At 38.7% G+C, this 26,913-nt stretch carries 23 protein-coding genes; 18 read left to right on the top strand and 5 right to left on the bottom strand.

The features are described 5' to 3' along the window. The first annotated feature begins 211 nt into the window (after positions 1–211). The 14 genes from GVV20_RS08580 (at position 212) to GVV20_RS08520 (ending at position 16,796) form a co-directional block, all read left to right on the top strand. Positions 212–640: a MarR family winged helix-turn-helix transcriptional regulator gene (locus GVV20_RS08580; protein ID WP_159741443.1), complete on the top strand. Its 429-nt coding sequence runs from the start codon at positions 212–214 to the stop codon at positions 638–640. Beyond that, the gene (locus tag GVV20_RS08575) at positions 637–2,367 is read left to right on the top strand and encodes an ABC transporter ATP-binding protein (protein ID WP_159741442.1); all 1,731 of its coding nucleotides are present in this window, start codon (positions 637–639) and stop codon (positions 2,365–2,367) included. The genes GVV20_RS08580 and GVV20_RS08575 overlap by 4 nt, the downstream gene beginning before the upstream one ends. Then, positions 2,367–4,160, top strand: coding sequence for an ABC transporter ATP-binding protein (locus GVV20_RS08570; RefSeq protein WP_159741441.1), 1,794 nt, complete (start codon positions 2,367–2,369; stop codon positions 4,158–4,160). The genes GVV20_RS08575 and GVV20_RS08570 overlap by 1 nt, the downstream gene beginning before the upstream one ends. 55 nt (positions 4,161–4,215) lie before the next feature. Beyond that, a complete protein-coding gene (locus GVV20_RS08565) occupies positions 4,216–4,899 on the top strand; it encodes a metal-dependent hydrolase (RefSeq protein WP_159741440.1) in 684 nt (227 codons plus the stop codon). Between the two features lie 6 nt (positions 4,900–4,905). Next, entirely contained in the window at positions 4,906–5,544 is a 639-nt protein-coding gene (locus GVV20_RS08560; RefSeq protein ID WP_159741439.1) for an HAD family hydrolase, read from the top strand. Between the two features lie 81 nt (positions 5,545–5,625). Next, a complete protein-coding gene (gene gpmI, locus GVV20_RS08555) occupies positions 5,626–7,188 on the top strand; it encodes a 2,3-bisphosphoglycerate-independent phosphoglycerate mutase (RefSeq protein ID WP_159741438.1) in 1,563 nt (520 codons plus the stop codon). Between the two features lie 140 nt (positions 7,189–7,328). Then, complete coding sequence (locus GVV20_RS08550; RefSeq protein WP_159812772.1) at positions 7,329–9,164, top strand: InlB B-repeat-containing protein; 1,836 nt, start codon at positions 7,329–7,331, stop codon at positions 9,162–9,164. Positions 9,165–9,409: 245 nt separating this feature from the next. Continuing rightward, complete coding sequence (locus GVV20_RS08545) at positions 9,410–11,125, top strand: ABC transporter ATP-binding protein (RefSeq protein WP_159740803.1); 1,716 nt, start codon at positions 9,410–9,412, stop codon at positions 11,123–11,125. Between the two features lie 211 nt (positions 11,126–11,336). Next, positions 11,337–11,468, top strand: a complete 132-nt coding sequence (locus GVV20_RS10640; RefSeq protein WP_268891082.1) for a hypothetical protein — start codon at positions 11,337–11,339, stop codon at positions 11,466–11,468. After that, complete coding sequence (locus GVV20_RS08540; RefSeq protein WP_159740802.1) at positions 11,458–12,426, top strand: ABC transporter permease; 969 nt, start codon at positions 11,458–11,460, stop codon at positions 12,424–12,426. The genes GVV20_RS10640 and GVV20_RS08540 overlap by 11 nt, the downstream gene beginning before the upstream one ends. Then, a complete protein-coding gene (locus GVV20_RS08535) occupies positions 12,416–13,345 on the top strand; it encodes an iron chelate uptake ABC transporter family permease subunit (RefSeq protein ID WP_159740801.1) in 930 nt (309 codons plus the stop codon). The genes GVV20_RS08540 and GVV20_RS08535 overlap by 11 nt, the downstream gene beginning before the upstream one ends. Continuing rightward, complete coding sequence (locus GVV20_RS08530) at positions 13,342–14,097, top strand: ATP-binding cassette domain-containing protein (protein WP_159740800.1); 756 nt, start codon at positions 13,342–13,344, stop codon at positions 14,095–14,097. The genes GVV20_RS08535 and GVV20_RS08530 overlap by 4 nt, the downstream gene beginning before the upstream one ends. Before the next feature lie 8 nt (positions 14,098–14,105). Next, a complete protein-coding gene (locus GVV20_RS08525; protein ID WP_159740799.1) occupies positions 14,106–15,017 on the top strand; it encodes a siderophore ABC transporter substrate-binding protein in 912 nt (303 codons plus the stop codon). Positions 15,018–15,143: 126 nt separating this feature from the next. Beyond that, on the top strand, positions 15,144–16,796 hold the full coding sequence (locus tag GVV20_RS08520; RefSeq protein ID WP_159740798.1) for a putative manganese-dependent inorganic diphosphatase: 1,653 nt from the start codon (positions 15,144–15,146) through the stop codon (positions 16,794–16,796). 34 nt (positions 16,797–16,830) lie between these two features. Here the strand turns inward: GVV20_RS08520 and GVV20_RS08515 are convergent, their stop codons facing one another. From GVV20_RS08515 to gpmA, 5 genes are all read right to left on the bottom strand, one after another. Next, positions 16,831–17,502, bottom strand: a complete 672-nt coding sequence (locus GVV20_RS08515; RefSeq protein WP_159740797.1) for a P-II family nitrogen regulator — start codon at positions 17,500–17,502, stop codon at positions 16,831–16,833. Then, on the bottom strand, positions 17,499–18,962 hold the full coding sequence (locus tag GVV20_RS08510) for a DUF1538 domain-containing protein (protein WP_159740796.1): 1,464 nt from the start codon (positions 18,960–18,962) through the stop codon (positions 17,499–17,501). The genes GVV20_RS08515 and GVV20_RS08510 overlap by 4 nt, the downstream gene beginning before the upstream one ends. 121 nt (positions 18,963–19,083) lie before the next feature. Further along, a complete protein-coding gene (gene zwf, locus GVV20_RS08505; protein WP_236261789.1) occupies positions 19,084–20,535 on the bottom strand; it encodes a glucose-6-phosphate dehydrogenase in 1,452 nt (483 codons plus the stop codon). Next, on the bottom strand, positions 20,510–21,928 hold the full coding sequence (gndA, locus tag GVV20_RS08500; protein WP_159740795.1) for an NADP-dependent phosphogluconate dehydrogenase: 1,419 nt from the start codon (positions 21,926–21,928) through the stop codon (positions 20,510–20,512). The genes zwf and gndA overlap by 26 nt, the downstream gene beginning before the upstream one ends. Positions 21,929–22,047: 119 nt before the next feature. Continuing rightward, a complete protein-coding gene (gene gpmA / locus GVV20_RS08495; RefSeq protein ID WP_159740794.1) occupies positions 22,048–22,797 on the bottom strand; it encodes a 2,3-diphosphoglycerate-dependent phosphoglycerate mutase in 750 nt (249 codons plus the stop codon). A 165-nt stretch (positions 22,798–22,962) separates the two neighbouring features. Here gpmA and GVV20_RS08490 point away from each other — a divergent pair, with 165 nt between their 5' ends. The 4 genes from GVV20_RS08490 to GVV20_RS08475 all read left to right on the top strand — a co-directional run bounded on the left by GVV20_RS08490 (position 22,963) and on the right by GVV20_RS08475 (position 26,893). Continuing rightward, on the top strand, positions 22,963–23,556 hold the full coding sequence (locus GVV20_RS08490; RefSeq protein WP_159740793.1) for a nitroreductase family protein: 594 nt from the start codon (positions 22,963–22,965) through the stop codon (positions 23,554–23,556). A gap of 130 nt (positions 23,557–23,686) precedes the next feature. Further along, a complete protein-coding gene (locus GVV20_RS08485) occupies positions 23,687–24,085 on the top strand; it encodes an Hsp20/alpha crystallin family protein (RefSeq protein WP_159638126.1) in 399 nt (132 codons plus the stop codon). A gap of 146 nt (positions 24,086–24,231) precedes the next feature. After that, positions 24,232–25,473: an MFS transporter gene (locus GVV20_RS08480; protein ID WP_159740792.1), complete on the top strand. Its 1,242-nt coding sequence runs from the start codon at positions 24,232–24,234 to the stop codon at positions 25,471–25,473. Positions 25,474–25,570: 97 nt separating this feature from the next. Then, on the top strand, positions 25,571–26,893 hold the full coding sequence (locus GVV20_RS08475) for a CCA tRNA nucleotidyltransferase (RefSeq protein WP_159740791.1): 1,323 nt from the start codon (positions 25,571–25,573) through the stop codon (positions 26,891–26,893). Positions 26,894–26,913: the final 20 nt, after the last annotated feature.

Raw genomic sequence — 26,913 nt, 5'->3', positions numbered from 1 at the left:
TTTAATTGCTTATACTTCATATGGGAGCTCCTTTTAGTCGGGTGGGCTCCTTTTATTATACAAAAACAACCGCACCTTGGTGGTGCGGTTGAGATTTGAATTTAGGAAAGCGTCCAAAGGGCGCTTTTTCTTTATTCGAGCATTATAGGTTGAAACGAAAAGTGACTATGTTATAATTAGTTAGTCGACTAACTAATTAAGGAGAGATAGTATGGAAAACCAGCTAATTACGCTTTTCAGACAAGTGACTTCAAAACATCGTGCAGTTGTTCAAAACTATTTAGATGATTATGATCTCTATATTGGACAACCACGATTTTTATCGACTTTGAAACGTAATCCGGGAATTACGCAAAAAGAACTTGTTGAAATCTTAAACGTATCAAAAGAGTCCGTATCAGTGACTGTGAAACGACTCGAAGCGGTTGGTTACATTAAAAGAGCCGTCAGTGAGTCAGATCGTAGGGAGAAGCACTTATTTCTATCTGACAAAGGAGAACAGCTCGTACTAGATTTTACAGAAGGGTTTGAACGAATTGATACGGTGCTTTTTCAATCACTGACAGAATCACAACGTGAAGACCTTGCTGTTACATTTAAAATTATGTTAGATGATTTGGAAAAGGAGTTGGAACGATGAAGAAATTTTTTAAGTATTTTAAACCTGAAATTCCAGCTGCGATATTGGGAATTATCTTTGTAGGTGGGGTTGCATTTATCGAACTGTACCAAATACAATTGATGGCTGAAATCATTGATGTTGGGATTGCACAATCAGATTTTAATATTATTTTGTCTGTAGGTCTCAAAATGATGGGGCTGGCTTTATTCGCAGCTGCAGTGGCAATGTTAGGTCTTGTGTTTCCATCTCAAGTCTCAAATAACTTTGCATTACGATTGCGTGAGGATTTATTTAAACGGATTCAGACATTTTCAATTAAGAATATGTCAACGTTTCAAACGTCTTCACTTGTTACACGTTTAACCAATGACGTTAACTTTTTACAAAGAACACTGATGATGTGTTTGCGTCTTTTAGTTAGGGCCCCGGTATTCTTGGTGAGTACAGTATACCTGACATACATCATTAGCCCAGAGTTATCATGGGTTATGCTCGGAGCTGTTGTTTTTCTGTCACTTGTTTTAATCTATGTCATTAAAGCAGGGTTCCCACGCTTTGTAAAATTACAGAAAATGGTTGACCATATGAACCGTAAGGTTCAAGAGTCACTCATGAATATACGCGTTATCAAATCATTTGTTCGTGAAGATTTTGAAGACGACGGATTTGATACAGAGAATAAACAATTATTTGATGCGAACGTGTCCGCAATGAATTTGATGATTGTGATGAATCCGGCCTTAACGGGTGCGGTTCACTTTGCGACATTATTCATTGTTTGGATTTCGGCATTCTTAATTGTGGATCAAAATATGATTCAAGTTGGAGATTTGCTCGTCTTTATTAACTATTTACGATTTACGATGTTTTCTATGATGATGATTACTAACGTTCTGATGATGGTATCGCGAAGTAAAGCTTCAGTCATTCGTTTATCTGAAGTATTGGATACTGATTCAGATATCCGTAATGCTACAGACGCATATCAATTAGATGATGTTAAAGGACACATTCGATTTGAAGATGTGTCATATCGTTATTATGATGATGCGAACAATGTGCTTCATAACATTAATCTAGATATTAACCCGGGTGAGCATATTGGAATTATCGGATCTACGGGAAGTGGTAAGTCTACCTTAATTAATCTCATGGCGCGTTTAATCGACGTCTCTGAAGGAAAGATTACCTTAGACGGTGTTGATATCAGAAATCTGGATATGGCGTTCTTGCGTAGTCAATTTGGCTTTGTGCCGCAAAAGAATGTCCTGTTTACTGGAACAATCGGAGGAAACTTACGACTCGGTAACGAAAATGGAACTGAAGTGGACATGCGTCGTGCTACTGAGGCAAGCTCAATCTACTCGTTTATTCAAGAAAATCCGCAAGGATTTGATTATCCAGTACAACAAGGTGGGACGAACTTCTCAGGTGGACAACGTCAACGCTTATGTATCGCTCGTGCGTTAATGGTGAATCCACGTATCCTTGTCTTGGATGACAGTACCAGTGCATTAGACGCGGCGACGGAACAAACTGTCAAATCATCCATTGCCAAAATGTATAGTGAGACGACGGTCATTAGTATTGCTCAAAAAATCAGCTCTGTTGCTGACAGTGATAAAATCGTGGTATTGGATGAAGGCCGTATTGTTGGTTTGGGTAAACATGATGAACTACTTGAATCATGTACTGTTTATCAAGAAATCTACCACAGTCAAATGAGTAAAGGAGGTATGGAGTAATGAGTCAAAAAAGTTTAGTTATCGGAAAGCATAAGCCTAAAGATCAAAAGAAAACTTTGGGGCGTTTGATTTCATACCTTGGTGAAAGTAAAGTCTTATTGACAGTAGTTATCATTGCTTCGGTCTTATCAACATTAGGTGGGCTCTATGGCGCGTATGCCATCTCACCAATGATTCAAATTATTCAAAATGCTTTAAATGGTGTTATTACTCGTAACATGATGATTGAGCAGTTAGGGGTTCAGATTTTAGTGTTGGCTGTGATTTTTGCTATTGAAGTTGCAACAATGTATTTGTCTGCACGTTTGATGGTAAAAATATCTCAGAGAACGGTAGAAACAATTCGAAAGGAAATGTTTTCACATGTCTTACGAATGAAAGTGAGTCACCATGATGCGAATGCCCATGGCGATTTAATGAGTCGTTTCACTAATGATATTGATTTGGTTGGTGAAGGATTGAATACCGCAGCTGCTTCTATTATCATCAATGTCTTTACATTGATTGGAACAATCATCGTTATGTTTATGTTGAGTCCTATTTTGACTGTTCTAACATTAGTTATCATTCCGTTGTTAAGTTTGATGTCAAATGTCATTATTAAGAAATCGCGAATTTACTCGAAGCGACAACAACAATCACTGGGTGATTTAAATGGTTATATCGAGGAAACGATGGAAGGTCAAATGGTGATGCAACTTTTCAACCATGAAGCGCAAGCGCGTGAAGATTTCCAAGTTAAGAATAAGGTTTATCGAAAGAATTCTCAGTTCGCACAGATTATCTCGATTATGATTTATCCATTAATGCAGAATATTAATACAATCAGCTATGCCATTATTGGGATTGCGGGTGGATGGTTATCAATCAATGGGATGTTGAGTGTCGCAAACCTTGGTGCTTATGTTAATATGACACGTACACAAGGAAAACCAATCAATGAGATTTCGAGTCAGTTTACAACATTGCAATCTGCTATTGCGTCAGCGGAACGCATCTTTGAATTGCTTGATTGGACTGAGGAAATGGTGAATGCTGATGATGTTATCTTGGATAATGTTATTGGCGATGTGCGTTTTGAGAACGTGACATTTGGGTATAATCCAGATGTCCCTGTCCTTAAGGATGTTTCCTTTTGGGCAAATCCTGGCCAGAAAATCGCATTTGTAGGGTCAACGGGTGCTGGTAAAACAACCATCACAAACTTGATCTCGCGATTCTACGAAATCAATGCAGGAAAAATTCTCATAGATGGGCAAGAAATTTCAGAGATTAACCGTTATAGTTTGCGTAAGCATATTGCAATGGTACTTCAAGATACGCACTTGTTTAGCGGAACAATCATGGAAAATATTCGTTATGGAAATCTTGAGGCAACTGATGAAGAATGTATCGACGCAGCGAAACTTGCAAACGCGCATCACTTCATTCAAACCCTAGAGCATGGTTATAATACTGTAATCAGTGGTACAGGTTCTGAGCTTTCACAAGGGCAAAAGCAACTGCTCAATATTGCACGAGCAGCGGTTGCGAACCCAAGTATCTTAATCCTTGATGAAGCAACATCATCCATCGATACTCGAACTGAACGTTTAATTGAACAAGGAATGGATTCTTTAATGGAAGGTCGTACAACTTTCATTATTGCGCACCGCCTTTCAACGGTTCGTAATTCGGACGCAATTATCGTATTAGAACATGGAGAGATTATTGAACGTGGGAATCACGATGAATTAGTGGCTATGGGTGGTCGCTATGCATCGTTGTACTCGGGTCAAACACAATTAACGTAAAGGTGGCTTTTGCCACCTTTTTCTTGTTATAATTAGCGTGTCGGGGGTAACATATATGTTAAATGTAGAATATTTAGATAATTGTGGATATACGGTTGAAACAGAGTCTGGTATTTATGTTTTTGATTATGTAGGGGGACAATTACCATCGCATTATTTATTTAGTAAGAAGCCTACCTATTTCTTTGTGACGAGCACTGATGAGAAACGGTTTAGTGACTCCATTTTGGCATATCGTAAACCTGTTTTTTATGGTGGTTCAAAGAATGTAACAGGCTCAATTGATGTACAAAAGGTTGAACCTGGTGATATCCTTCACCTGGGTCATGCACGTGTGTATGTTTATCAAGCGACCCGTTCGGGTGTCTATTTTTGTATTGAGGAAAAGCATCGTGTAATTGTTCACGGTGGCGATTTGAATAATTGGCATTGGTCACGACTTTCAACACAACGACAAATTAAGTCAGCTGTTGAACGCTTTGAGAACGCCTTGATTCCGCTCCATCGCTTTGAGACAATCGATCTAATGATGTTTTCAATTGATCCAGAAATGATGCAAGACTATGACTTAGGTGCACGAACTGTTATTAAACGTTTTAAACCAAAGTATTTTTTTCCAATGCAGTTTGGTGAAAGTATTCATAATCTTGAATCGTTCCTAAATTGGACCGAGCAAATCGCAAGCACACAGTGTTATAAGCCATTGTATAAAAATCATATTTTTAGAATCGAGGCATAGTATTAAATGTATAAAGCAGTAATTTTTGACTTGGATGGAACATTGATGAATACCATCGCAGATATGGGTAACAGTATGAACCGCTCGCTCGAAAAGCGTGGTTTACCGACCCATACACTTGCAACATATCAAACGTTTGTGGGTAATGGTATACCTAAACTCGCAGAGCGTTCCATGCCTGAAGGGTATCGTGATTTTGAAGGGTTACTTCAAGATTTTCTCGCTGATTATGCGCATCATTATGCGGATGATTCGGAGCCATACGGTACCGTTGTTGCAACATTAAAGACGTTGAATGAGCGTAACATTCCCATAGCGATAGCGACGAACAAAAAACAAGAATATACAGATGGAATCGTCAAGGCTTACCTGGGTGATATTGATTTTGTGGCCGTGATTGGTGATCAGTTTGATGGCAAACATAAACCAAATCCACATTATCCGTTGGTCATTGCACAAACAATGGGCGTAGACCCAAGTGAAATTCTATTTGTCGGTGATAGTGATGTCGATATGAAGACTGCCGCAAATGCAGGTATGACACCAATCGGGGTTGCATGGGGTTTCCGTGCTGTTGAAGAGTTAAAAACACATGGTGCTTCACAAATACTAGCGTCTATGGATGAAATTCTAGCATTCTTTTAGCCTGTAGCTTACAGGCTTTTCTTTTGTCTAGCAAGCACCAAGAAAAAATGCTAAAATAGAGCAGTATGTAGGAGGATTTTTATGAATAAGAAACCTGTAGTTTTAATTGTCATGGATGGTGTTGGTTTAACAGACCAAGTTGAAGGTAACGCAGTTGCTCAAGCACATACTCCATTCCTCGACAAATTAATGGAAAGCTCACCAAATATTGAATTAAAGGCTCATGGTCTTGCAGTTGGATTGCCAACAGATGAAGACATGGGGAACTCAGAAGTAGGTCACAATGCTTTAGGATCTGGACAAATTTTCTCACAAGGTGCGAAACTTGTTAATGAATCAATTGAAGATGGCAGTCTTTTTGAATCAAAAGCATGGAACCTACTAACGGATTCACTCGAAAACAATACATTACATCTTTTAGGGTTATTATCAGATGGAAATGTTCACGCACATGTTAACCATGTCGAAGCATTAATTAAAGAAGCTAAAAATTCAGGTGTTAAACATTTAGCATTACACGCACTTCAAGATGGTCGTGATGTTGAACAACAATCAGCACTTGTATATATTGACCGTATTCAAGCGGTGATGGATGCATTAAATGATGACACATTCCACGCTGAATTTGCGAGCGGTGGTGGTCGTATGCTAGTTACAATGGACCGTTATGATGCTGACTGGGGTATGGTTGAACGTGGCTGGAAGACTCATGTCTTGGGTGAAGCAGAAATGTTTGAATCGGCACAAGCTGCAATCGAACACTTCCGTGCTGAAGATCCAAAGTTATCAGACCAATATATTCCAGCATGGGTTGTTGGTAAAGATGGAAAAGCTGTAGCACCAATTGTCGATGGAGATTCTGTAATTCTCTTTAACTTCCGTGGTGACCGTGCGCTTGAAATCTCAAAAACATTTGAAGGGGATGCATCATTTGATAAATTTGACCGTGTTCGTGTGCCTAATGTCAAATTTGCAGGTATGCTGCAATATGATGGAGATTTAGGAATTCCAGCGAACTTCTTGGTTGAACCTCCACGTATTTCAAATACACTAACGGAAACACTCATCGCAAATAACAAGTCATCATTCGCAATTTCAGAAACTCAAAAATATGGACATGTTACATATTTCTGGAATGGAAATAAACTTGATAAATTTGATGAAACACTTGAAACATTTGTTGAAATCAAAGGTGATGATGTTACGTTTGATCAACGTCCTTGGATGAAATCTGCAGAGATTACCGATGAAGTTATTGCTGCAATCCAAAGTGGAAACTATGACTTCATTCGTCTCAACTTCCCGAATGGTGATATGGTAGGACATACTGGAGACATGCTTGCATCCATTATTTCGGTTGAAGCAGTTGATCTTGCAATTGGTCGTTTGTTACCAGTTGTTGAAAAACATGATGCAACTTTAATCGTTCTTGCCGATCATGGTAATGCTGATGAAATGATTGATAAAAAAGGTAACGCGAAGACATCACACAGTCTGAACCCAGTACCATTTATCGTTTATAACCGTGATGTGGAACTAAAACAAGACGGTAATTATGGACTCGCTAACGTCGCAGCAACAGTTGCTGACTTACTTGATATTGAACCGAATCCAGTTTGGGAAACATCTTTAATTAAAAAATAATATCTTAGGACCAATTTCACAATATCTTGTGGAATTGGTTTTTTTATTGTGCATGATGCAACTTTATATTAATTTTATGTAAAAATATTCACAAACACATAAAATCGGCTTATAATAGAAACATACCGGGGGGGTATAACATGAAAAAAATATTAAGTCTTTTTGTCACCCTTGTTTTATTAATAAGTGGTGCAAGCATGAACCTTTATGCTAATGAGCAGGAGAAAATCGTTTATCCAGATCTCAGTCTTAGCACATCATCAAAATCTATTAAAGTTGGTGATGAATTTACGTATTCGATTAATAACTTTGAATTCGATACAGATGTTCAAACTCACATGCAAGGGATGTATCGTGAGGCACTGATGTTTCACTTCTTTTCTGAGTCCACAGATAGTTCGATTGAGCTGCAAAGTATTGAATTTCCAAAATTAGAATTTGAGACTGAGGATGGCAAACTGTATGGTGCTCTTGTTAAAATTATGGACTTTGGTCAAACAGATGGCATCGAATTTACAACATGGTTAAGTGGAGAAGATTATACAACGATTAACCGTGATCAATTTGTTGAACTAACGCAAGATTTTACAAAAAGTGGTTACCGTGTTTATGTTCGTCCAACTGAAGAAGGCAGCGATTATGGTGTTTATGGTGCCCAATACAAATCAATGAAGACATCTGGTCCAATCAAGTTTAATTATAAAGTTGTAGATAACGGACAGCCACGTGCAGATAAACCATATCCGTATTTTGTATTTAGTGCGTATAGTCCCGAAAGTGATTTGCCTGCTAATAATAAGTTTGGTTATGTTTACTTTGCAGATTATGGATTAACACGTGAAGTTGAAACGCCGTTCAATCCAGCCGATAAGACGTTGTCACTCAAATATACAGTGACAAACACGGGTCCGTATAACATTACCAACATTAACCTTTACGAAAAAGCAAATGGCTTTGTGCCAGTAGAGGGTGGTTGGCAATTGATTGATGATATTTTCGTCAAACCCATAACTACTGAAGCGGGTTATGATATTATCGCGCCAGGGGAGTCTCGTGAATTTGTTCAGCAATTTAAACTTGAAAATACGGACATAAAAGCAAATTATACATTTGAAGGTGGTCTATATACAAACGGAGATTTTGCGAATCGAACAGATATTGAAAATCTTGTGGTCAATATTGCGCAACCAAAATTCACAGTAAACTTTAATACGAACGGCGGTTCAGCAGTACAAAGCATTCTTGATATCGTAGCAGGTTCGACAATATCGATGCCACAAACAACACGGTCCGGATTTACCTTTAAAGGGTGGTTCGTTGATGAAGCGTTAACACAAAAGTGGGATTTTGCGCTCAATCGTGTTGAGAATAATATGACACTTTATGCAAAATGGGAAGCAAATCCTGTGATTGAAGTGTTTGATGTCAACTTCAACAGTAATGGAGGATCTGCAGTTACAAGTCAAGTGGGGCTATCAAAAGGGGCGAAAGTTACCAAACCGCTAGATCCAAGTCGTTCAGGATATAGCTTCAGAGGGTGGTTTGTAGACGAAGCCATGACAACGCCATGGGATTTTGACACGAACACAGTTACTGGTAACACAACACTTTATGCTAAGTGGGATGTCAATCCAGTAGTTGAAACGTTTGATGTTAGATTTAACAGTAATGGAGGATCTTCGGTCTTGAGCCAATTGGGGCTATCAAAAGGGGCGAAAGTTACCAAACCGCTAGATCCAAGTCGTTCAGGGTATAGCTTCAAAGGGTGGTTTGTAGATGAAGCCATGACAATGCCATGGAACTTTGATACAGACACTGTCGCTAAAAATACAACACTTTACGCGAAGTGGGAAGCAAAATCCACTGATAAAACGTTGCCAGCAACGGGCCAAAGTTCCCATAACATCTTGTTTGTGGGACTGGGATTATCCGTAGCCGGCCTGCTACTATTGAAACGTCGACCTCTTCAAAAATAGCGAAAATGTATACAAAGGAGCCAATTAAGGCTCCTTTTTTCTCGAATAAGAGAACAATGATTGCAATCCAAAATGAATCTGTGTATAGTAAATCATATTAAAGAGAGGAGCATTACCATGCAAAAAATTCTACATAAGATTACTAACCAAAACGAAATGAGCGTGCGTTCACAGCTCCACTCGAGTCTATAAGAATACTCTGACTGTGAAAACACCTCGCGATTATTAATTAAGAGAGGGTTCACATGAACAATATTAAACGTTTTTTTTCATACTATAAGCCATATAAGGCTATTTTTACTGTGGTGTTATTGAGTGCATTCGCATTATCACTAATTTCGCTACTTTTTCCAATGATTATTCGCTATGCGACAAAAGAACTTGAAGTTGGTAACGTTTCAATCATTGTACCAGTTGTCACAGGAATGTTATTACTGGTTCTTATCTATACAGCAGCATCATTCTATTTATCGTACCAAGGCCACATGATGGGGGCTCGTATTGAGAATGATATGCGTAAAGAATTATTTTCACATTATCAAGATTTGTCCTTAGACTTTTACGACAATCATAAAGTTGGTTCGTTAATGTCACGAATCACCGGTGATTTGTACAATATTGGTGAGCTAGCGCACCATGGACCAGAAGATATGGTTATGACGAGTGTGAGTTTTGTCGGAGCGTTGATCTTAATGCTCCTTATAAATGTAAAGCTTGCACTAATACTCTTCGCCTTAATTCCCTTAATTTTTATTTATGCGCTTGTCATGAGTCAGCGTATGGGAAAACAATATGGCGTTAACCGAGGTATTATGAGCGATATGAATGCGTCGATTGAAGAATCATTATCAGGAATTCGTGTCGTTAAATCATTTGCGAATGAAGATTATGAAAAAGCAATGTTTGCAGAGTTAGGCAACACTTTTATCAATGGTAAAAAGGCGTTCTATCGATCAGAAATTCTATTCTATGAAGGTCTTGACGGCTTTATAACTGCTATGCCTGCAATCTTACTTGCTTTTGGGGGCTTCGCATTGTATATGAATGCGATTGACTTAGCAGACCTTCTTGCGTTCTTCTTGTTGATGTCTAATTTCACCAATCCAATTCTTAAGTTCATGCACTCAATGCTTCTATTCCAAGATGGAGCATCGGGGTTCAAACGTTTTTTAGAATTTATGGATATCGAGCCAACCATTAAAGAAAAAGATCAGGCAATAGGACTTGGAAAAGTGGACGGCAATATTGAGTTTGAACATGTATCGTTTTGCTATGACGATGGAACAATCAATGTTCTTGATGACATAAATTTTGAAGTCAACTCAGGAGAATTTGTAGCGCTTGTTGGTGCATCGGGATCGGGAAAATCAACATTAACTTCTTTATTACCTCGCTTCTATGATGTTACGCAGGGTGCGATTAAAATTGATGGGGTTGATGTCCGCGACGTTACCTTTGACTCATTGCGTAATAACATTGGAATTGTACAGCAAGAAGTTTACTTATTCTCAGGCACAATCTACGAGAACATTGCATATGCGAAACATGACGCAAGTATGGATGATGTCATTGCTGCAGCAAAGCAAGCCAATGCCCATGATTTTATTATGTCACTGCCAAATGGTTACCAAACCGATATTGGTCATCGTGGTGTGAAATTGTCAGGAGGACAACGTCAACGCTTGAGTATAGCGCGTGTGTTCCTAAAGAATCCACCGGTACTTATCTTTGATGAAGCAACATCCTCGTTGGATAATGAAAGTGAGCGCGTCGTTCAAGAGGCTATGGAAACTCTGGCAGCTAATCGAACCACAATCGTCATTGCGCATCGTCTTTCGACAATTCGTAACGCAAAACGTATTATTGTGTTGGATAATCATAAAATCGCAGAGACTGGAGACCATGAATCACTCATTCACCAAGAAGGAGTTTATGCATCACTGTATAATGCACAGTACTAGATTAAAAAAACAGCACATGCTGTTTTTTTTTATGATAATGATTTCAATAGCCATCATCATCCATTAGTATAATTTGTGTAGTGTTTCACAAGAAAATTGCCGCAACCGCAATATCTAGTTCTTTGTGAAAGTATTTGCGAATTAGATTAGTTAATTGTATTGTTTTGCTCTCTAATTAAAACTAAACTAAGAGAGCAAGGGAGGCATTTCAATGAACATAATGCAAATAAAATCTCGAGTCTATGTTTATAATGCATCGTTTGCAATGCTTATACTCAATGTCAGAAATCGTGAAGTTTGTGATATTGAGTACAAGAAATGTGGTACCTCGTATGGTAGTTGATCGCAAACAGTATCGATACTTAGCTCTTGGATGTCTGGTTCTCTTAGGGCTTGCATCGCTATTCGTAGGAGCGTTAGACATGACATTGTCACAGTTACTAGCAGGTGATATCAATGCGTGGCATACGTTAATGTATAGTCGTTTGCCACGGGTAATTGCAGTTATTCTCACGGGGATTTCGCTGTCAATTGCAGGTCTCATTATGCAAAAGTTATCGCAGAATCGCTTCGTTTCACCATCCACTGCCGTGACGATGGACGGAGCACGTTTGGGAATCTTGGTCGCGTTTATCGTTTTATCCAACCAAACGCTATGGAGCATTTCAATTTTCGCATTACTCTTTGCTGCAATCAGTACAGTGCTGTTTATGACTGCAGTTTCAAAGCTAAAAATAAAGAATATTGTATTTGTTCCATTATTAGGAATTATGATTGGTATGATCATTGATTCGATGACAACATTTTTAGCCCTTAAATTTGACTTACTACAAGTTTTATCAGGTTATCTGACAGGAAGCTTTACTCCAATTTTACAAGGAAAATACGAGTTACTATTTATTAGTATTCCACTTATTATAATTGCTGTTCACTATGTCCATCGATTTAGTATCATCGCGATGGGTGAAGACTTTGCCCATAACATTGGCATGAACTACAAACAAGTCATGCTATTAGGAATCCTGATTGTCGCAACACTAAGTGCAAGCGTCATTGTAACAATAGGAAGCATTCCGTTTGTAGGTTTAATTGTACCCAATGTAATTGCGTATCGGTTTGGTGATGGTCATCAAGACATGCTCTTGGACACAGCATTGTTGGGGGCAAATTTATTACTTGTTTGTGATCTCATAGCACGTTTAGTTATTTATCCGTATGAAGTGCCTGTAAGTCTTGTTTTAGGGATTTTAGGTTCAGCGTACTTCTTATTTATCCTGTTGCGAGGTAATTATGAAACGTAGATATGAATGGCTCATAATTGCCGTAATATTATCCCTTGTCTACTTCTTTTGGGGGATGAATAGCAATAATTATCAATACCTGATGTACCGTCGTAGTACGCGATTGCTTGCGATGTGGTTCGTGTCATTGCTAACAACAACCGCAACAACTTACTTCCAAGTTACTACAAACAACCGTATTCTAACGCCATCACTGTTGGGATTCGAACGTATGTATATCTTGGTTCAAACAGTTATCGTGTTTTTACTAGGAATCTTTATGAAACCATCCTTGAATTTTCTTGTATCTGTTTTGGTGATGGTCAGTATTGGTACATTATTTTATGGCATTATTCTTAAAAAGATGCAACGAGATCTATTTGTTTTACTTTTAGTTGGAACAGTTCTTGGAACATTATTCTCCAGTATCAGTGCAACGATGCAAATGATGATGGATCCGAATGAGTTTTCAATGATTCAAAGTCAATCATTCGCATCGTTCAATGCAGTTGATACCAATGTACTATTTATCGGTATGGGATTATCTTTGATAGGCTGGGCACTCGTGTATCGCATACATCATCAAATTGATGTTGTGGCTCTGGGTACTGACCATGCCACAAATCTTGGCATTCATATACCACAATTTCAAATATATAGTTTAGCGATTGTTGCGCTATTTACTGCGATTTCCACGGCGCTTGTCGGTCCAATAGGATTTTTAGGCCTCATTGGTACCAACGTAGCTCGTGAATTCTTACAGAAGCACACAACGCGTTCGATTATCACGCAGGGGGTCTTCTTCTCCACGAGTTTGCTGCTGGCATCGCAACTTCTCTTTGAAAGACTGTTGAATCTGAATACAAGTGTGAGTGTATTTATTAACCTTTTAGGGGGCGTCTACTTTATTTATCTCATGTTAAGGGAGCGATTTAAATGATTGAAATAACAAATCTATCAAAAAAATATGGTGATTTTCTTGCATTGGATACGTTGACACTTGATATTCATCCCAACAAAATCACAGCAATTGTTGGCGAAAATGGTTCAGGAAAATCAACATTACTCAATATTTTGGGACGACTTCAACTCGCTTCGCAAGGGTATGTATCTGTAGCACATAAAGATATTCACGCCTATAGTCACTTGGAATTTGCACAGAAGGTAGGAACATTAAAACAATCAAATGGCATTAATCTAAGATTGACGGTTAAAGACCTTGTCTGTTTTGGCCGGTATCCGCACAATCAAGGAAAACTCTCTGACGATGATCAGTTAATTGTGGAAGAATCATTAGCGTTTATGAATTGCTTAGATTTGCGAGACAAGTATATTGATACTCTGAGTGGGGGCCAACTACAACGGGTTTATATAGCGATGATACTTGCCCAGGATACAGATATCATGTTGCTCGATGAACCTTTAAATAATCTTGATTTAAAACATGCGCACGAAATGATGGAAATCATTCGTCGGCTTGTGGATGAACGGAACAAAACCGTCGTCATTATTATGCATGATATTAATATGGTGTACCGTTATGCCGATAATGTGATTGCGCTCAAACATGGTCGTTTGATGTGTGATGGGTGTGTTGAGGATGTTCTCAATCCTCGCATGTTGTTTGATATTTACGGAATGAAGTTTACGGTACAAGGATGTGCTTCTCATAAAGTAGCATTTATAGAATAGAGGAAAATATGAAAAAAATTATTGTAGTTTTAATGGCTGTGCTCTTGCTAGCAGGGTGTGCACCCAAAGGAAAAACGCAGGGAAACATTGAAATAACACATAAACTTGGAACGACTAATGTTAGTTTAAATCCCGAAAAAGTAGTCATATTTGACATGGGAATTTTAGATATTTATCAAAAATTTGAACTGCCAGTTGGTGCAGTTGCTAAAGCGTCTTTGCCAAAGTCATTGGATGCCTATAATGATGAAGTAGTTATGGATGCAGGAACATTATTTGAGCCCAATTTAGAGGCTCTTGCAGAATATGGACCAGAGCTCATTATTGTTTCGGGGCGTGCTTCAAAACACTACGATGAACTTTCAAAAATCGCACCGACTCTTTACATGGGACGTGATTCGAGTGACACAGGACTCTTGGACTCTGTCGCAAAAAATATTGATACACTCTCACAAATCTACACTGACTCAGATTTTAATGATGCAATGAAACCTTTAAATGAGGCTGTATCAAATCTGGCTACGAAAGCAAAAGCATCGAACCTTTCAACAATGTTTATTATGGCAAATGGTGATGAAGCAAAATCATTCGGAGCTAAGAGTCGCTACGATCATGTCTTTAACGAATTTGGTTTTACTCCAGTGGATCATGAACTTGATCCGTCAACACACGGTGCATCCGTATCGTTTGAACTTATTAATGCATTACAACCGGAAATTATGATTGTTATGGACCGCGCTGCAGTAACGGGTGGCAAAACTTTAGCTAAAACACTCATGGATAACGATTATGTTAATAACACTCCAGCAGCAAAAAATAATCGTATTATCTACGTAAATCCGGAAAGCTGGTATTTAACAGAAGGTGGATATCAAGCAATTTTAGAGATGGTCAATGAACTAACACCATTATTCTCATAAGAAATAGGTAGCATATACTCCATTATGCTACCTGTTTTTGTATTGTTTTAGACACTTAGATTCTATTCCATTATAGATGGTTTATGGTACACTATATGCAGATATAACTTTATAAAGGGGTAATATATGAAAAACGAAAAGGATTACATTTATATCCATGGTCACCGTAATCCCGACACGGATTCAATTGTATCAGCGATAGCTTATGCACATTTGAAAAACGAACAAGGGATTCCTGCCATTGCATGTCGTTTGGGGAAGTTAAGCGAAGAAACAGAGTACATTCTTGATAAGTTCGGTTTTGAGGCGCCCATCTTATTAAAAGATGCACGAGCAACTTTAGATGAAATTGAGTTGGATGAGGCAACTGAAATTCATTTGGATACCTCGATTAAGGATGCGATGGACATTCTTCAGGAAAAGCGTCAAACGCTTGCAGTCGTTGATGACCGTCATAATTTGGTTGGGGTTGTTACATCATCAAATTTGGCACACATCGCCATGGGTGATACAGCGCACTCTATTGAACTCTTGAAGCGAACACCCGTAGAGAATATTGTGAATGCAATCGATGGAACATTGGTCTATAAACCAAAAGAATTCCGTTTCAATGGAAAAACCAGCATCGTTGCGCTCGCATCATCAAAGTTGGAAAACTATAATCTCAAAGACCGTTTGGTTATCTTAGGGAATGATTCTGAAGCCCAGCTTGAAGCTATTAATAAAGGAGCAGCATGTATTGTTGCTGTCTGGACCGAAGAAATTAGTGATGAAGTCCTACAACATGCAATTGAATTCGGTTGTGCCATTATTTTATCGTCACATGGGTCAATGAATACGTCCCGTTATCTTATTTTTTCACCAAGTGTTCGAGAAATTATGACGACAAATTTACTCTATTTTAATAAGAATGAATTTGTTGACGATGTCGAGTCACAAATGCTTAAAACGCGATTTAGATCTTACCCAGTTGTTGATGATGATAACCGTATTTTCGGGTTTGTCGCACGCTACCACATTCTCAACAGTCCAAGTAAACGTTTGATTTTGGTTGACCATAATGAATATTCACAAAGTGTTGAAGGGGTCGAAGAGGCTGAAATTCTTGAAGTCATTGACCATCATCGTATTGGAGACTTAAATACGGTTAAACCTATTTATTTCCGTAATGAAATTATTGGCTCTACCGCATCAATAATTACAAAAATGTACCATGAAAATGGTGTCAACATTCCACGTAATATAGCATCTATTTTATTAGCGGCATTGATTTCCGATACTTTAAATCTTAAATCGCCAACAACAACGAAGCAAGATTTTCGATTAGCACACCAACTTGAAGCAATATCAGGATTGGATCGCTACTCATTCTCGCAAGAGATGTATGAAGTTACGTCATCATTACGAAACAAACCGTATGAAGACATCATTAATCAAGATATCAAGACATTCCACATCTCAGGAAAAGAGGTTATGGTATCGCAAGTGGTTATTTATCACTTTACAGAACTCGATGCTATCCATGAAACCTTTGAGGAATCAATGGAAGAGTATGTCAATAAACATGGCCTAGATTTACTCGTCGTTGTCTTCACAAGTATCGAAGATAATGGATCGATTATTGTCTCAGCGGGTTCATTGAAATCTTCGGTTCTGGATGCCTTCCCGCAATCAGAAACGGATGACCGTTCATTCTTACCCGACGTTGTATCACGTAAAAACCAGATCATTCCAAGACTGTCGACGGCTATTGCACGTTCAGTTCAGAAGAAAATATAAAGAAAAGGAGATTGCTTCACGCAGTCTCCTTTTCTTATTTTGATGTATTGTAATCGTTTAAGCCCATAACGCGACTTGCATCAAGGGTAAATATTATTCCTTTATTCGGTGATTCAATATCCAATGATTCACGGATTTTGTCCATAATGGCTAATGTTTGATCTTTAGGTGCAAGGATTAATACCATATCTTTTTCAGGTTCAATAATTATACCAAAAAGTTTCGGATCGTTTGGATTTGCACGTCCTCGAGCATGAATCACGGTAGCACCAACACTACTAATTTCTTTTGAAGCATCAATGACTGTATCTGCTTTTCCGTGATCTACGATTGTAACAATTATCTCATAACCCATATCGGTTCCTCCTTCTTGGCGACAGTTGTATAAGGTCGTCGGTGTCATCCCATAATCAATATCTAAACTAATTGTTGTAATTGTCCCGTTCAGTCGTTTCTTCCACCGTTTTTTTATGTTCTCGTAAATTGCCTCTTCGTTTGACGATTCAGCAATTAACAACGCAAGTTCTTTACGTTGATCTTCAAAGCCAAACCAATTCATCAACATATCATGAATTACGGTATGTCCTGGAATAATCAATGAACCCAGGTGTAGATTTGGATCAGTGTAATCCAGGAAGCGCGACGCTTGATGTACATTAACAACACCGATGATAAGTTTTAAATGTGAGTATTGTGTATCTATCATGATTGAGACCTCTTTTTCTTGTAAATAACACCTAAGATTTGTACAGCAACAATTGGCATCATGGCAATCATCGCAATAATACCAAAGCCATCAACCATAACATTTGCAGTTGGGATGACAGTCGCGACACCTTGTGCAAAAGCAAGTACGAATGTGGCGGTCATGGGACCTGAAGCTACGCCACCGGCATCAAATCCGACTCCGACAAAAATAGGTGGTACCTTACGTGAAAGATAGAGTGCAAGACCAAACCCTGGGAGTAAGAAGTGCCAAAGTTTAATTGCAGGGATCAGAATTCGAATCATTGAAAGACTGACAGCGAGGGCAATCGCAATGGAAAGTGTAATGAGTATAATTCGCTTCGGAATCCCACCAGCAGTAACGTCTTCAATTTGTTCGGTGAGAACATATACAGCAGGTTCTGCTAATACAACAACGGTTCCAATACCAAACCCGACTAGAACAAGTACGAGTCCAGAGACATCACGAGCGAGTGTTTCACCCATGATGCGCCCCACTTCCATAAATCCTGCATTGACCCCAGTTAAAAATAAGGTCAATCCAACAAGGGTATAGCCAAGTCCTCGTAGTATTTGATGATGGCGTCGGCGTTTTAATTTAAAACCAAAATGATTAAATAAAAGATAGACGATTGTTAATGGAATTAACGTAATGGTGACTGCCTGAAATTCATGGGGAAGCATTGCTAAAAATGGTTTAAGAATTCCGACTGTCGGAATTACAGCAACCGCATCACCTTGTATTTCTGTAAAGTTAAGAATGATGCTCATCAACATAATCATTAATATAGGCCCGATTGAAGCAAGTCCAACCAATCCAAAACTATCTTCTTCGGCTGTCTTACCACCTTTAAGCTGAGAGACACCATATCCCAGTGCTAGGATGAATGGTGTTGTCATGGCACCTGTAGTTGCTCCAGAGGCATCCACTGAAATAGCAAGAAATTCTTCGGAGACAAAAAAGGCCAAAATAAACAGTAATCCATAAAAACCAATGAAAAAGCGATTTAAGGAGCCATTAAAGAGTATCCTCAAAAGTCCTACTACAACCATAATTCCAACACCAATTGAAACAATGGTAATTATGAAACTTGGTGCTAAGGCACCTCCAGATGCGCTGAAAATTTGATTTGCTAAGATAGCGAGGTCAGGTTCAGCGACTGTTATTAAAAATCCAAGAACAAATAAAACAATAACAACAATTGTTTTATTTGTTTTCGCTATGGTCTTTCCAAGTAGGGAGCCAATGGGGGTAATTCCAATTTCAGCTCCAAATAGGAAGATTCCCAATCCGATGATGACAAAGATGGCTCCGATTATAAACCGAAATAACACATCTAATGCTAGTGGTGCAATGGTGAAATGAAGAAGGAGTACGATTGCGACAATTGGCAATACGGACCCCGCAACTTCTTTAAATTTATCTAAAAGTATGTCCAAAAAATCATCCTCTCTCTATTCATACAGTAAAATAATTGTTTTGACGCGTGTTCATAAATCTGCACTATAGTAAGTATAACGTATTTTCACAATTAAACAAAAAATCTACCCGAGGGTAGATTTAAAGTTCATATGCATCATTGCGAATTTCTTCTTCAATCCATGTGAATCCATCGCGAGCTAAGAGATCGTGTGATCCTTTCGGACCATTGGTGAACGCGGGGTAAGTTTCCGGTTCGTGTCCTTGATGGTGTTGAATTATATCTTCAACAAAGGCCCAACTACGTTTTACTTGATTAAAGCTGGCGAAGAGACTGTGGTCATCTTCAAGAGCTGCATTAAGAAGTCGTTCATATGCTTCTGGCGTATTCATACGGTTTTCATAGTCGCAAGATTGGCAGAAGTCCATTAATACCGATTGTGTTTCATGAGATTGGCCCGGTTTCTTGATGTTGAAGCGTAAGTAAATACCTTCTTCCGGTTGGATTTTGATAATCAAGACATTTGCCGGCGCATTGTCTTGTCTCTTAAATTCAACGACAACTTCGGTTATGCGTTTATGCATTCTTTTACCGGTTCGAACATAGATTGGGGTGTTACGCCATCGTGGTGTTTGGATACCAAGTTTCAACGCGACAAATGTTTCTGTCTGTGATTGTTCATCCACTTTATCTTCGTCACGATAGCTCATTGATTCTTGATTTTGCATATATTGACCAAAGATGACGTCTTGATCCATATTTTCAATGTATAAGTTATCGAGAATTGCTTCTTGTGCTTCATGAATTGACGATGCATCCATTGTTTCCGGTTTATCCATCGTTACAATTGATAAAATTTGAAGTAAATGATTTTGGAACATATCTTTGAGTGCACCAGTGTGGTCGTAGTAGTTCCCACGATTTTCGACCCCGACAAGCTCATTTGCTGAAATCTGGATATTCGCGATATTATCAGCATTCCAGATATTTTTGAAGATTTCATTTGCGAAGCGAATGGTGAAAATGTTCTGCACCATTTCTTTCGCAACATAATGATCAATACGATAAATATGATCCTCATCAAATATATTGGAAAGTGTATCATTGATGGATTCTGCAGATTTTAAATCATTACCAAACGGCTTTTCGATGATAATTTTACTATCTTTGGCGAGGTTGTGTTTCTCAAGTTTTTGAGCAATTATCTCGAAAAAAGAAGGGGCGACTGCAAAATAGTAGAGTTTTTTTGCATCGGCATCGATATCTTGGAACCGTGTGAAAAGACGTTCATAACCTTCATCTTCAGTGAAGGTCATTTCAAAATAGGTGACATGATTTAAAAATGCATCGAGGTGGTCATCACTTACATGAATGCGACTATGTTCTTGGAGCCATGGGCGTGCAAGGTCACGGTACGATTCAGAGGTTAGGGGTTGGCGACCAATTACGACAATATGTAAGTGGTCTGGAAAATTATCCGTGCACTTCAGATTGTAGAAGGCAGGGAGGAGCTTACGATAAGTTAGGTCCCCGGTACCGCCAAAGATAGTGACAATGTGATTGTCTTTATGCATTTTTTTGATTCCATTCATGATGGAAGTGTCCAGGTTCGTCAAGGCGCTCGAAGGTATGTGCTCCAAAGAGATCACGTTGTGCTTGAATAAGATTTGCGTTACCACGTCCGGTGCGGTAAGCATCAAAGTAGCTAATTGCACTGGTGAAAGCCGGCATACTAATTCCTTGTTGGATTGCGGCTGCAATGACATCACGTAATGATTGTTGGTAGTCCATGAGATTTTCTTTAAAGGATGCATCAATCATAAGGTTTGCTAAGTTCGCATCTGTGATATATGCATCACTGATGCGGTTTAAGAATGCGGCACGGATAATGCAACCTTCACGGAAAGTACGTGCAATTGCTCCGAAGTCTAAGTCCCAGTTGTACTCGACAGATGCATTCTTCAAGAGATCAAATCCTTGTGCATAAGCAATAATTTTGCTTGCATACAATGCTTGACGAACGGATTCGATAAATGCATCTTTGTCCTCAATGGTAACACGAGGAGCATCAAAGTTTAGAATCGATGCTGCATGAATACGTGCATCTTTTTGGCTGGACATGAAGCGTGCGAAAACTGCAGATGCTAATAAAGAAGCATCAGTTCCCGTTGTGAGTGCTTCCTCAGCAGTCCATTTACCAGTTCCTTTTTGAGCGGCTGTATCTGTAATGACATCGACAAGATGCTTACCAGTTTTGGGATCAATTTCTTTGAATATTTGAGCTGTAATTTCGATTAAGAAACTTTCTAACTCACCATTATTCCATGTATCAAAAATGGTGGCGAGCTCGTCGTTGTTGAAACCACCAATGTGTTTCAGCACTGAATAAGCTTCAGCAATTAATTGCATATCTGCATATTCAATACCGTTGTGAACCATTTTGACATAGTGTCCAGCTCCATCAGTGCCCATGTATGTTGCACATGGTTCACCTTTATATTTCGCTGAAATGTCTTCGAGAATGGCTTGGACATATTGGTATGCATCAGCACTTCCGCCTGGCATGATAGCAGGGCCGAAGCGTGCGCCTTCTTCACCACCAGAAATTCCAACACCTAAATAGCGGAAGCCTTGAGCTTCAATTTCTTGTGTGCGACGAATTGTATCGTGGAAGTTGGAGTTACCACCGTCCATAATAATATCGCCTTCATCTAATAAAGGAAGTAATCCTTCGATCACTTTATCAACAGCCATTCCAGCCTTGACCATAAGTACCATTTTTCGTGGGGTTTCTAATGAAGCCACAAAATCTTCAAGTGTTTTGTATAAATGTAAATTGTCATGTGGATTATCGGCAATAACAGCTTCCCCTACAGCGTATGTACGGTTATAAATTGCTACTTGATACCCGTGATCTGCCATATTCAGTGCGAGATTTGAACCCATTACGGCTAATCCGATGACACCTATATTGTTTGTTTGCATAAACTACCTCCAAGTTCTGGTATCATTGTACAACATGACACGATTTTCGCCTAGTCATGTAACTTTCTTTTATCTTAAATAGCCACAAAAAAAAGCGCATTGATGCGCTTTTTTTTTCATTATTTAGCTTTACCTTGGTTAGCAACAGCTTCCATTTTTGCTTTTAATGCATCTTGGTCACCAAGATAGTATGAGTTTGCAACGGTGAAGTCTTCGTTAAATTCGTAAACTAAAGGAACACCTGTAGGGATATTGACGCCCATAATTGCATCATCACTCATATGGTCAAAATATTTGACCAGAGCGCGTAATGAATTTCCGTGAGCAACAATGAGCACACGTTTACCATCTACCATCTGTGGTTTAATGACCGTTTCAAAATAGGGAACAGCCCGTTCGATTGTTTCTTTCAATGATTCGTGGAGTGGTAATATCGATTTATCACTGACATCACGATAGGCATCCATATTTCGGGGTGCTCGTGGGTCGTCATTTTCAAGAACTGGTGGCTTGACATCAAATGAACGGCGCCAGATAAGTACTTGATCTTCACCATATTTTGCTGCGGTCTCGGCTTTATCAAGGCCTTGCAATGCGCCATAGTGACGCTCATTGAGGTGCCAATCTTTCACAATTGGCAACCAATTGCGGTCCATTTCATTAAGGATGTACTCCATTGTATGGATGGCACGTTTTAGATAAGATGTATAAACAATATCAAAATCAAACTGAGCTTCGTTCAGTAATTTTCCACCTTGAATTGCTTCTTCTACACCTTTTTCAGATAATTCGACATCTGCCCACCCGGTAAAGAGGTTTTTTCGGTTCCATTCACTTTCGCCATGTCGTACTAATACTAATTGCATCATAAATTGATTCCTCCTCATAAGATAATTATAGTGTACACCCAATTGTGAATCTTTGCACGTGAGGTGGTTGAAAAAAATTAAAATAATGGTGCGAAAGTATTGAATAACATAGTTAAGCACTATATAATGACGATTGTAAAACATAGTGACACAGGAGGAATTAAAATGTCAAAGATTTTATCAATCATGAACGAACGCCGCACACGTTACGGTCTAACTAAGAGTACAACAGTTTCAAACGATGCAGTCCGTGCACTCGTTGAAGAAGCGGTTCAAGTCGTACCATCTGCTTTCAATGCACAAACACAACGAGTTGTCGTATTATTTGATGACGCGTCAGACAAATTCTGGGATTTAACACGTGAAGAACTTCGTAAAGTTGCTCCTGCAGAAGGATTTGAAAATACAATTGCTAAATTAGAATCATTCAAACAAGGTAATGGAACGATTCTTTACTTCTATGACTCAAATGTTGTTGAAGGATTACAATCACAATTTGCATTATATGCAGATAACTTCCCAATTTGGGCACAACAAGAAAATGGAATGCTCCAATATACAGTTTGGACAGCATTAACCGAAGCGGGTCTTGGTGCTAACTTACAACACTACAATCCAATCGTTGACGCTGCTGCAGCACAAGAGTGGGATCTTCCAGCAAACTGGAAACTTGTAGCTCAAATGCCATTTGGTGAAGCAATTGATACACCTCAAGCAAAAGAACTTGCACCTGTTGCTGACAAAGTAAAAGTATTCTAAAACGTAAAACTCAGGAGACTGAGTTTTTTTTTTACGACGTTTTAGCACTCTTGTGTTGACATTGCTAAAAGAAGTGATATACTAATCATGTAATAGCACTCTACTCACGAGAGTGCCAAGGAGGTATACTATGAGAAATGAAGTAACGAAACGACCAAGCACATTATTCGAAAGCCTCTTCGGCGATGATATCGCGAATAATGTTACTTATGGAACAGGAATCGATATTTATAAAGAAGATGATAAATATATCGTTGATTTAGAAATTCCTGGTTTCCAAAAAGAAGATATTGATGTCCAGTTTAATGGCGATGTTTTGACCATTCAAGCGTCACATACCGTAAAATCTGAAGACGAAACCAAAGATTACTTCTATAAATCACGTCGTACAGATCGTGTTCACCGACAAATTCGTTTTGCTGACGTTGACGAATCAAAAGTTGATGGCAGTTATGAAAATGGTGTTCTAAAAGTTATCTTACCGAAAAAGAATAAAGAAGATATCGTTAACAGAATTACGATTAAGTAAAGATTCTGTTAATCACAAAGCATGGTTCCTGAAAAGGTATCATGCTTTTTTTGTTTGTGGTATAAAGATAGTAGGGAGAGGCGATTTACTTTGACTACCAAACTAATCGGCGGTATACTATTCCGGTAACCTTAAGGGGGATTACTATGAAACTAACAAAACAAGAACGATCTTGGATTCTTTATGATGTCGCGAATTCAGCGTTTACACTTATTATTACAGCGACACTTCCAATTTACTTTCGAGCGATGGCAGAATCCGCTGGCGTGGCCGACAATATTGTCAGTGCGTGGTGGGGAACTGCGACGTCAATCTCTTTACTTGTATTAGCTTGCTTATCACCATTTCTAGGTGCAATGGCTGATTATAAAGGCTATAAAAAACGTTTATTTGTCATTGGATTACTGATTTCTGTTGTTTCTGCTTTTGCATTTACGTTTGCGACAGATTGGCAAGTATTCATCGCACTTTATATTGTTGCGCGCTTGGGGTATTCTGCATGTAATATTTTCTATGATGGGATGCTTGTTGATATCACCACAGATGAGCGGATGGATCATATTTCGTCATTAGGCTATGCATACGGATATATCGGCAGTACCATACCATTTATTGCAGGAATCTTGCTAATTTTCTTTGGTGAAAAAATTGGAATCTCGACACAGCTTGCAACACAATTATCATTTGTCATCATTATTGTCTGGTGGTTAGTACTATCCATTCCACTCATCAAAAATGTTGAACAAATTCATTATCTAGAAAAGCAAGATAATATTGTAACTTCGAGCGTGAGTCGTGTCCGCAAAACGCTGGTAGATATTAAACAATCACCACGTATCTTGTTCTATATTCTGGCGTACTTCTTCTATATTGATGGGGTCTATACGATTATTTCGATGGCAACAGCATATGGTGGCGAAGTAGGGATTTCATCAGATCAAATGCTTCTTGCATTGTTATTAACGCAATTTGTAGCATTCCCATTCGCAATTTTCTCAGTTAATTTTGCGAAACGATACTCACAAATCAAAGTCATCAAATTTTACATTCTCATGTATATGTTTATTGCTGTCTTTGGTTTCTTCTTGAAATATACATGGCAATTCTGGTTCTTAGCTATCTTGATTGGAATGGCTCAAGGTGGAATTCAATCTTTATCCCGATCCTACTTTGGACAAATGATTCCAAAACATAAAGCAAACGAGTACTTTGGTTTCTTTGATATTTTTGGGAAATTCGCGGATTTTATGGGGCCATTAATCATTGCGATTTCATCTGTTGTATTCGGACATTCACGCTATGGTGTCTTACTATTGGTGGTTCTATTTATTATTGGATATGCATTACTTACTAAAGTTGAAAAAATTGAAAACGAAACAGTGGTTTAAGAGTTGCTATAGGCAACTCTTTTTTTTGTTACGATTATCAACTAGGATTCACGTTTCGTTTGCGAAAATTTGTTATACTTATCAAAAGAGGTGGCCTATGATAAGACTTTCAGATGAAATTCAAGACGTATTACAACACTTAGAACATCAAGGATACCAGGCTTATATTGTCGGGGGATTTGTTCGCGATGCCCTAGAGGGTCATCTGAGCACGGACCTTGATATTGCAACTGATGCCCACCCAGATCAGTTGTATACACTATTCAAGGCAATCGATTCTAACATTAAAATGAACCAATACGGTATTAAATTTGAACGCGGTGCCTACAACTTTGAGATTACCACCATGCGGCGTGAGACCTATAATGATACTACACGTCACCCCGATGCTTTTGAATTCGTTAAGACGCCACTTGATGATGCACTTCGACGTGACTTCACAGTAAATGCGCTCTATTACAATCGCAGCAATGGCATTCTTGATTTTCATGGCGGCATGGCTGATTTAGCCTCAAGACGCATTCGCATGATTGGCGATCCCATCGCCCGCTTTCGAGAAGATCCCATTCGAATTTTACGTTTATTTCGATTCCAGGGTGAACATCAGTATCATGTTGATGCTGCAACGTTCAATGCAGCGTATATGAATCGTGATCATTTAATGTCAGTTCGGGGCGCAAATTTACGTCATGAAATTAATCGACTCCTGCTAAGTGTTGGGTGTTATCCAACAATGATTGCGAACCCATGGGTTTTAGGTAAGGTGTTTGCACCCCTTGAAGCTGCGATATATTTTGACCAAAAAAATCCCTACCACAATCGTGATCTCTTTAACCACACTCTGACTGTCGTCGCGGGAACCCCACGAAAAATAGAAATCCGATACGCTGCACTATTTCATGATATCGGTAAAGTAAATACTCAGACGATTGATAAGCAAGGGATTGCACACTACCGTGGTCATGCAATTGAAAGTAAACACCTTGCCCAACCCATCTTGGAGTCGCTACAACTCCCCAAAAAGCAAATTAACTATATTCTTGATTTAATAGAATACCACAGCATGCACTTAGAAATAACACTGAGCCAGATGCAACAACTCATAAGAAATCATGGGCTCGCATGGACCCAAGATCTTATTCGACTCAAGCACGCAGATAATTTAGCTAAATCGGATAAAGCAGCGTATCAGTTGGAAAAGACAGCGCAATTCGAACAACTTATTCAAACCATACAAGAAGAAAATCATCCAACTCATGTCCGAAATTTAGCGTTGTCGGCACTTGAAATTCAAGCGTTAGGAGTTGCGGTTTCAAATACTCAAAATGTTTTAGAAGACCTTTTGGATGGTGTCATTGATCGAACAATCGCGAATACCAAAGAAGCATTAACTGCATATATAATGGAGGAATTACAATGAGCTATATAGAAATTAAAGAT

Origin of the sequence: Erysipelothrix aquatica (genome assembly GCF_009828775.2) — a bacterium.
Taxonomy (GTDB): Bacteria; Bacillota_I; Bacilli_A; order Erysipelotrichales; family Erysipelotrichaceae; genus Erysipelothrix; species Erysipelothrix aquatica.
This window is presented reverse-complemented; position numbering and strand designations above follow the sequence as displayed.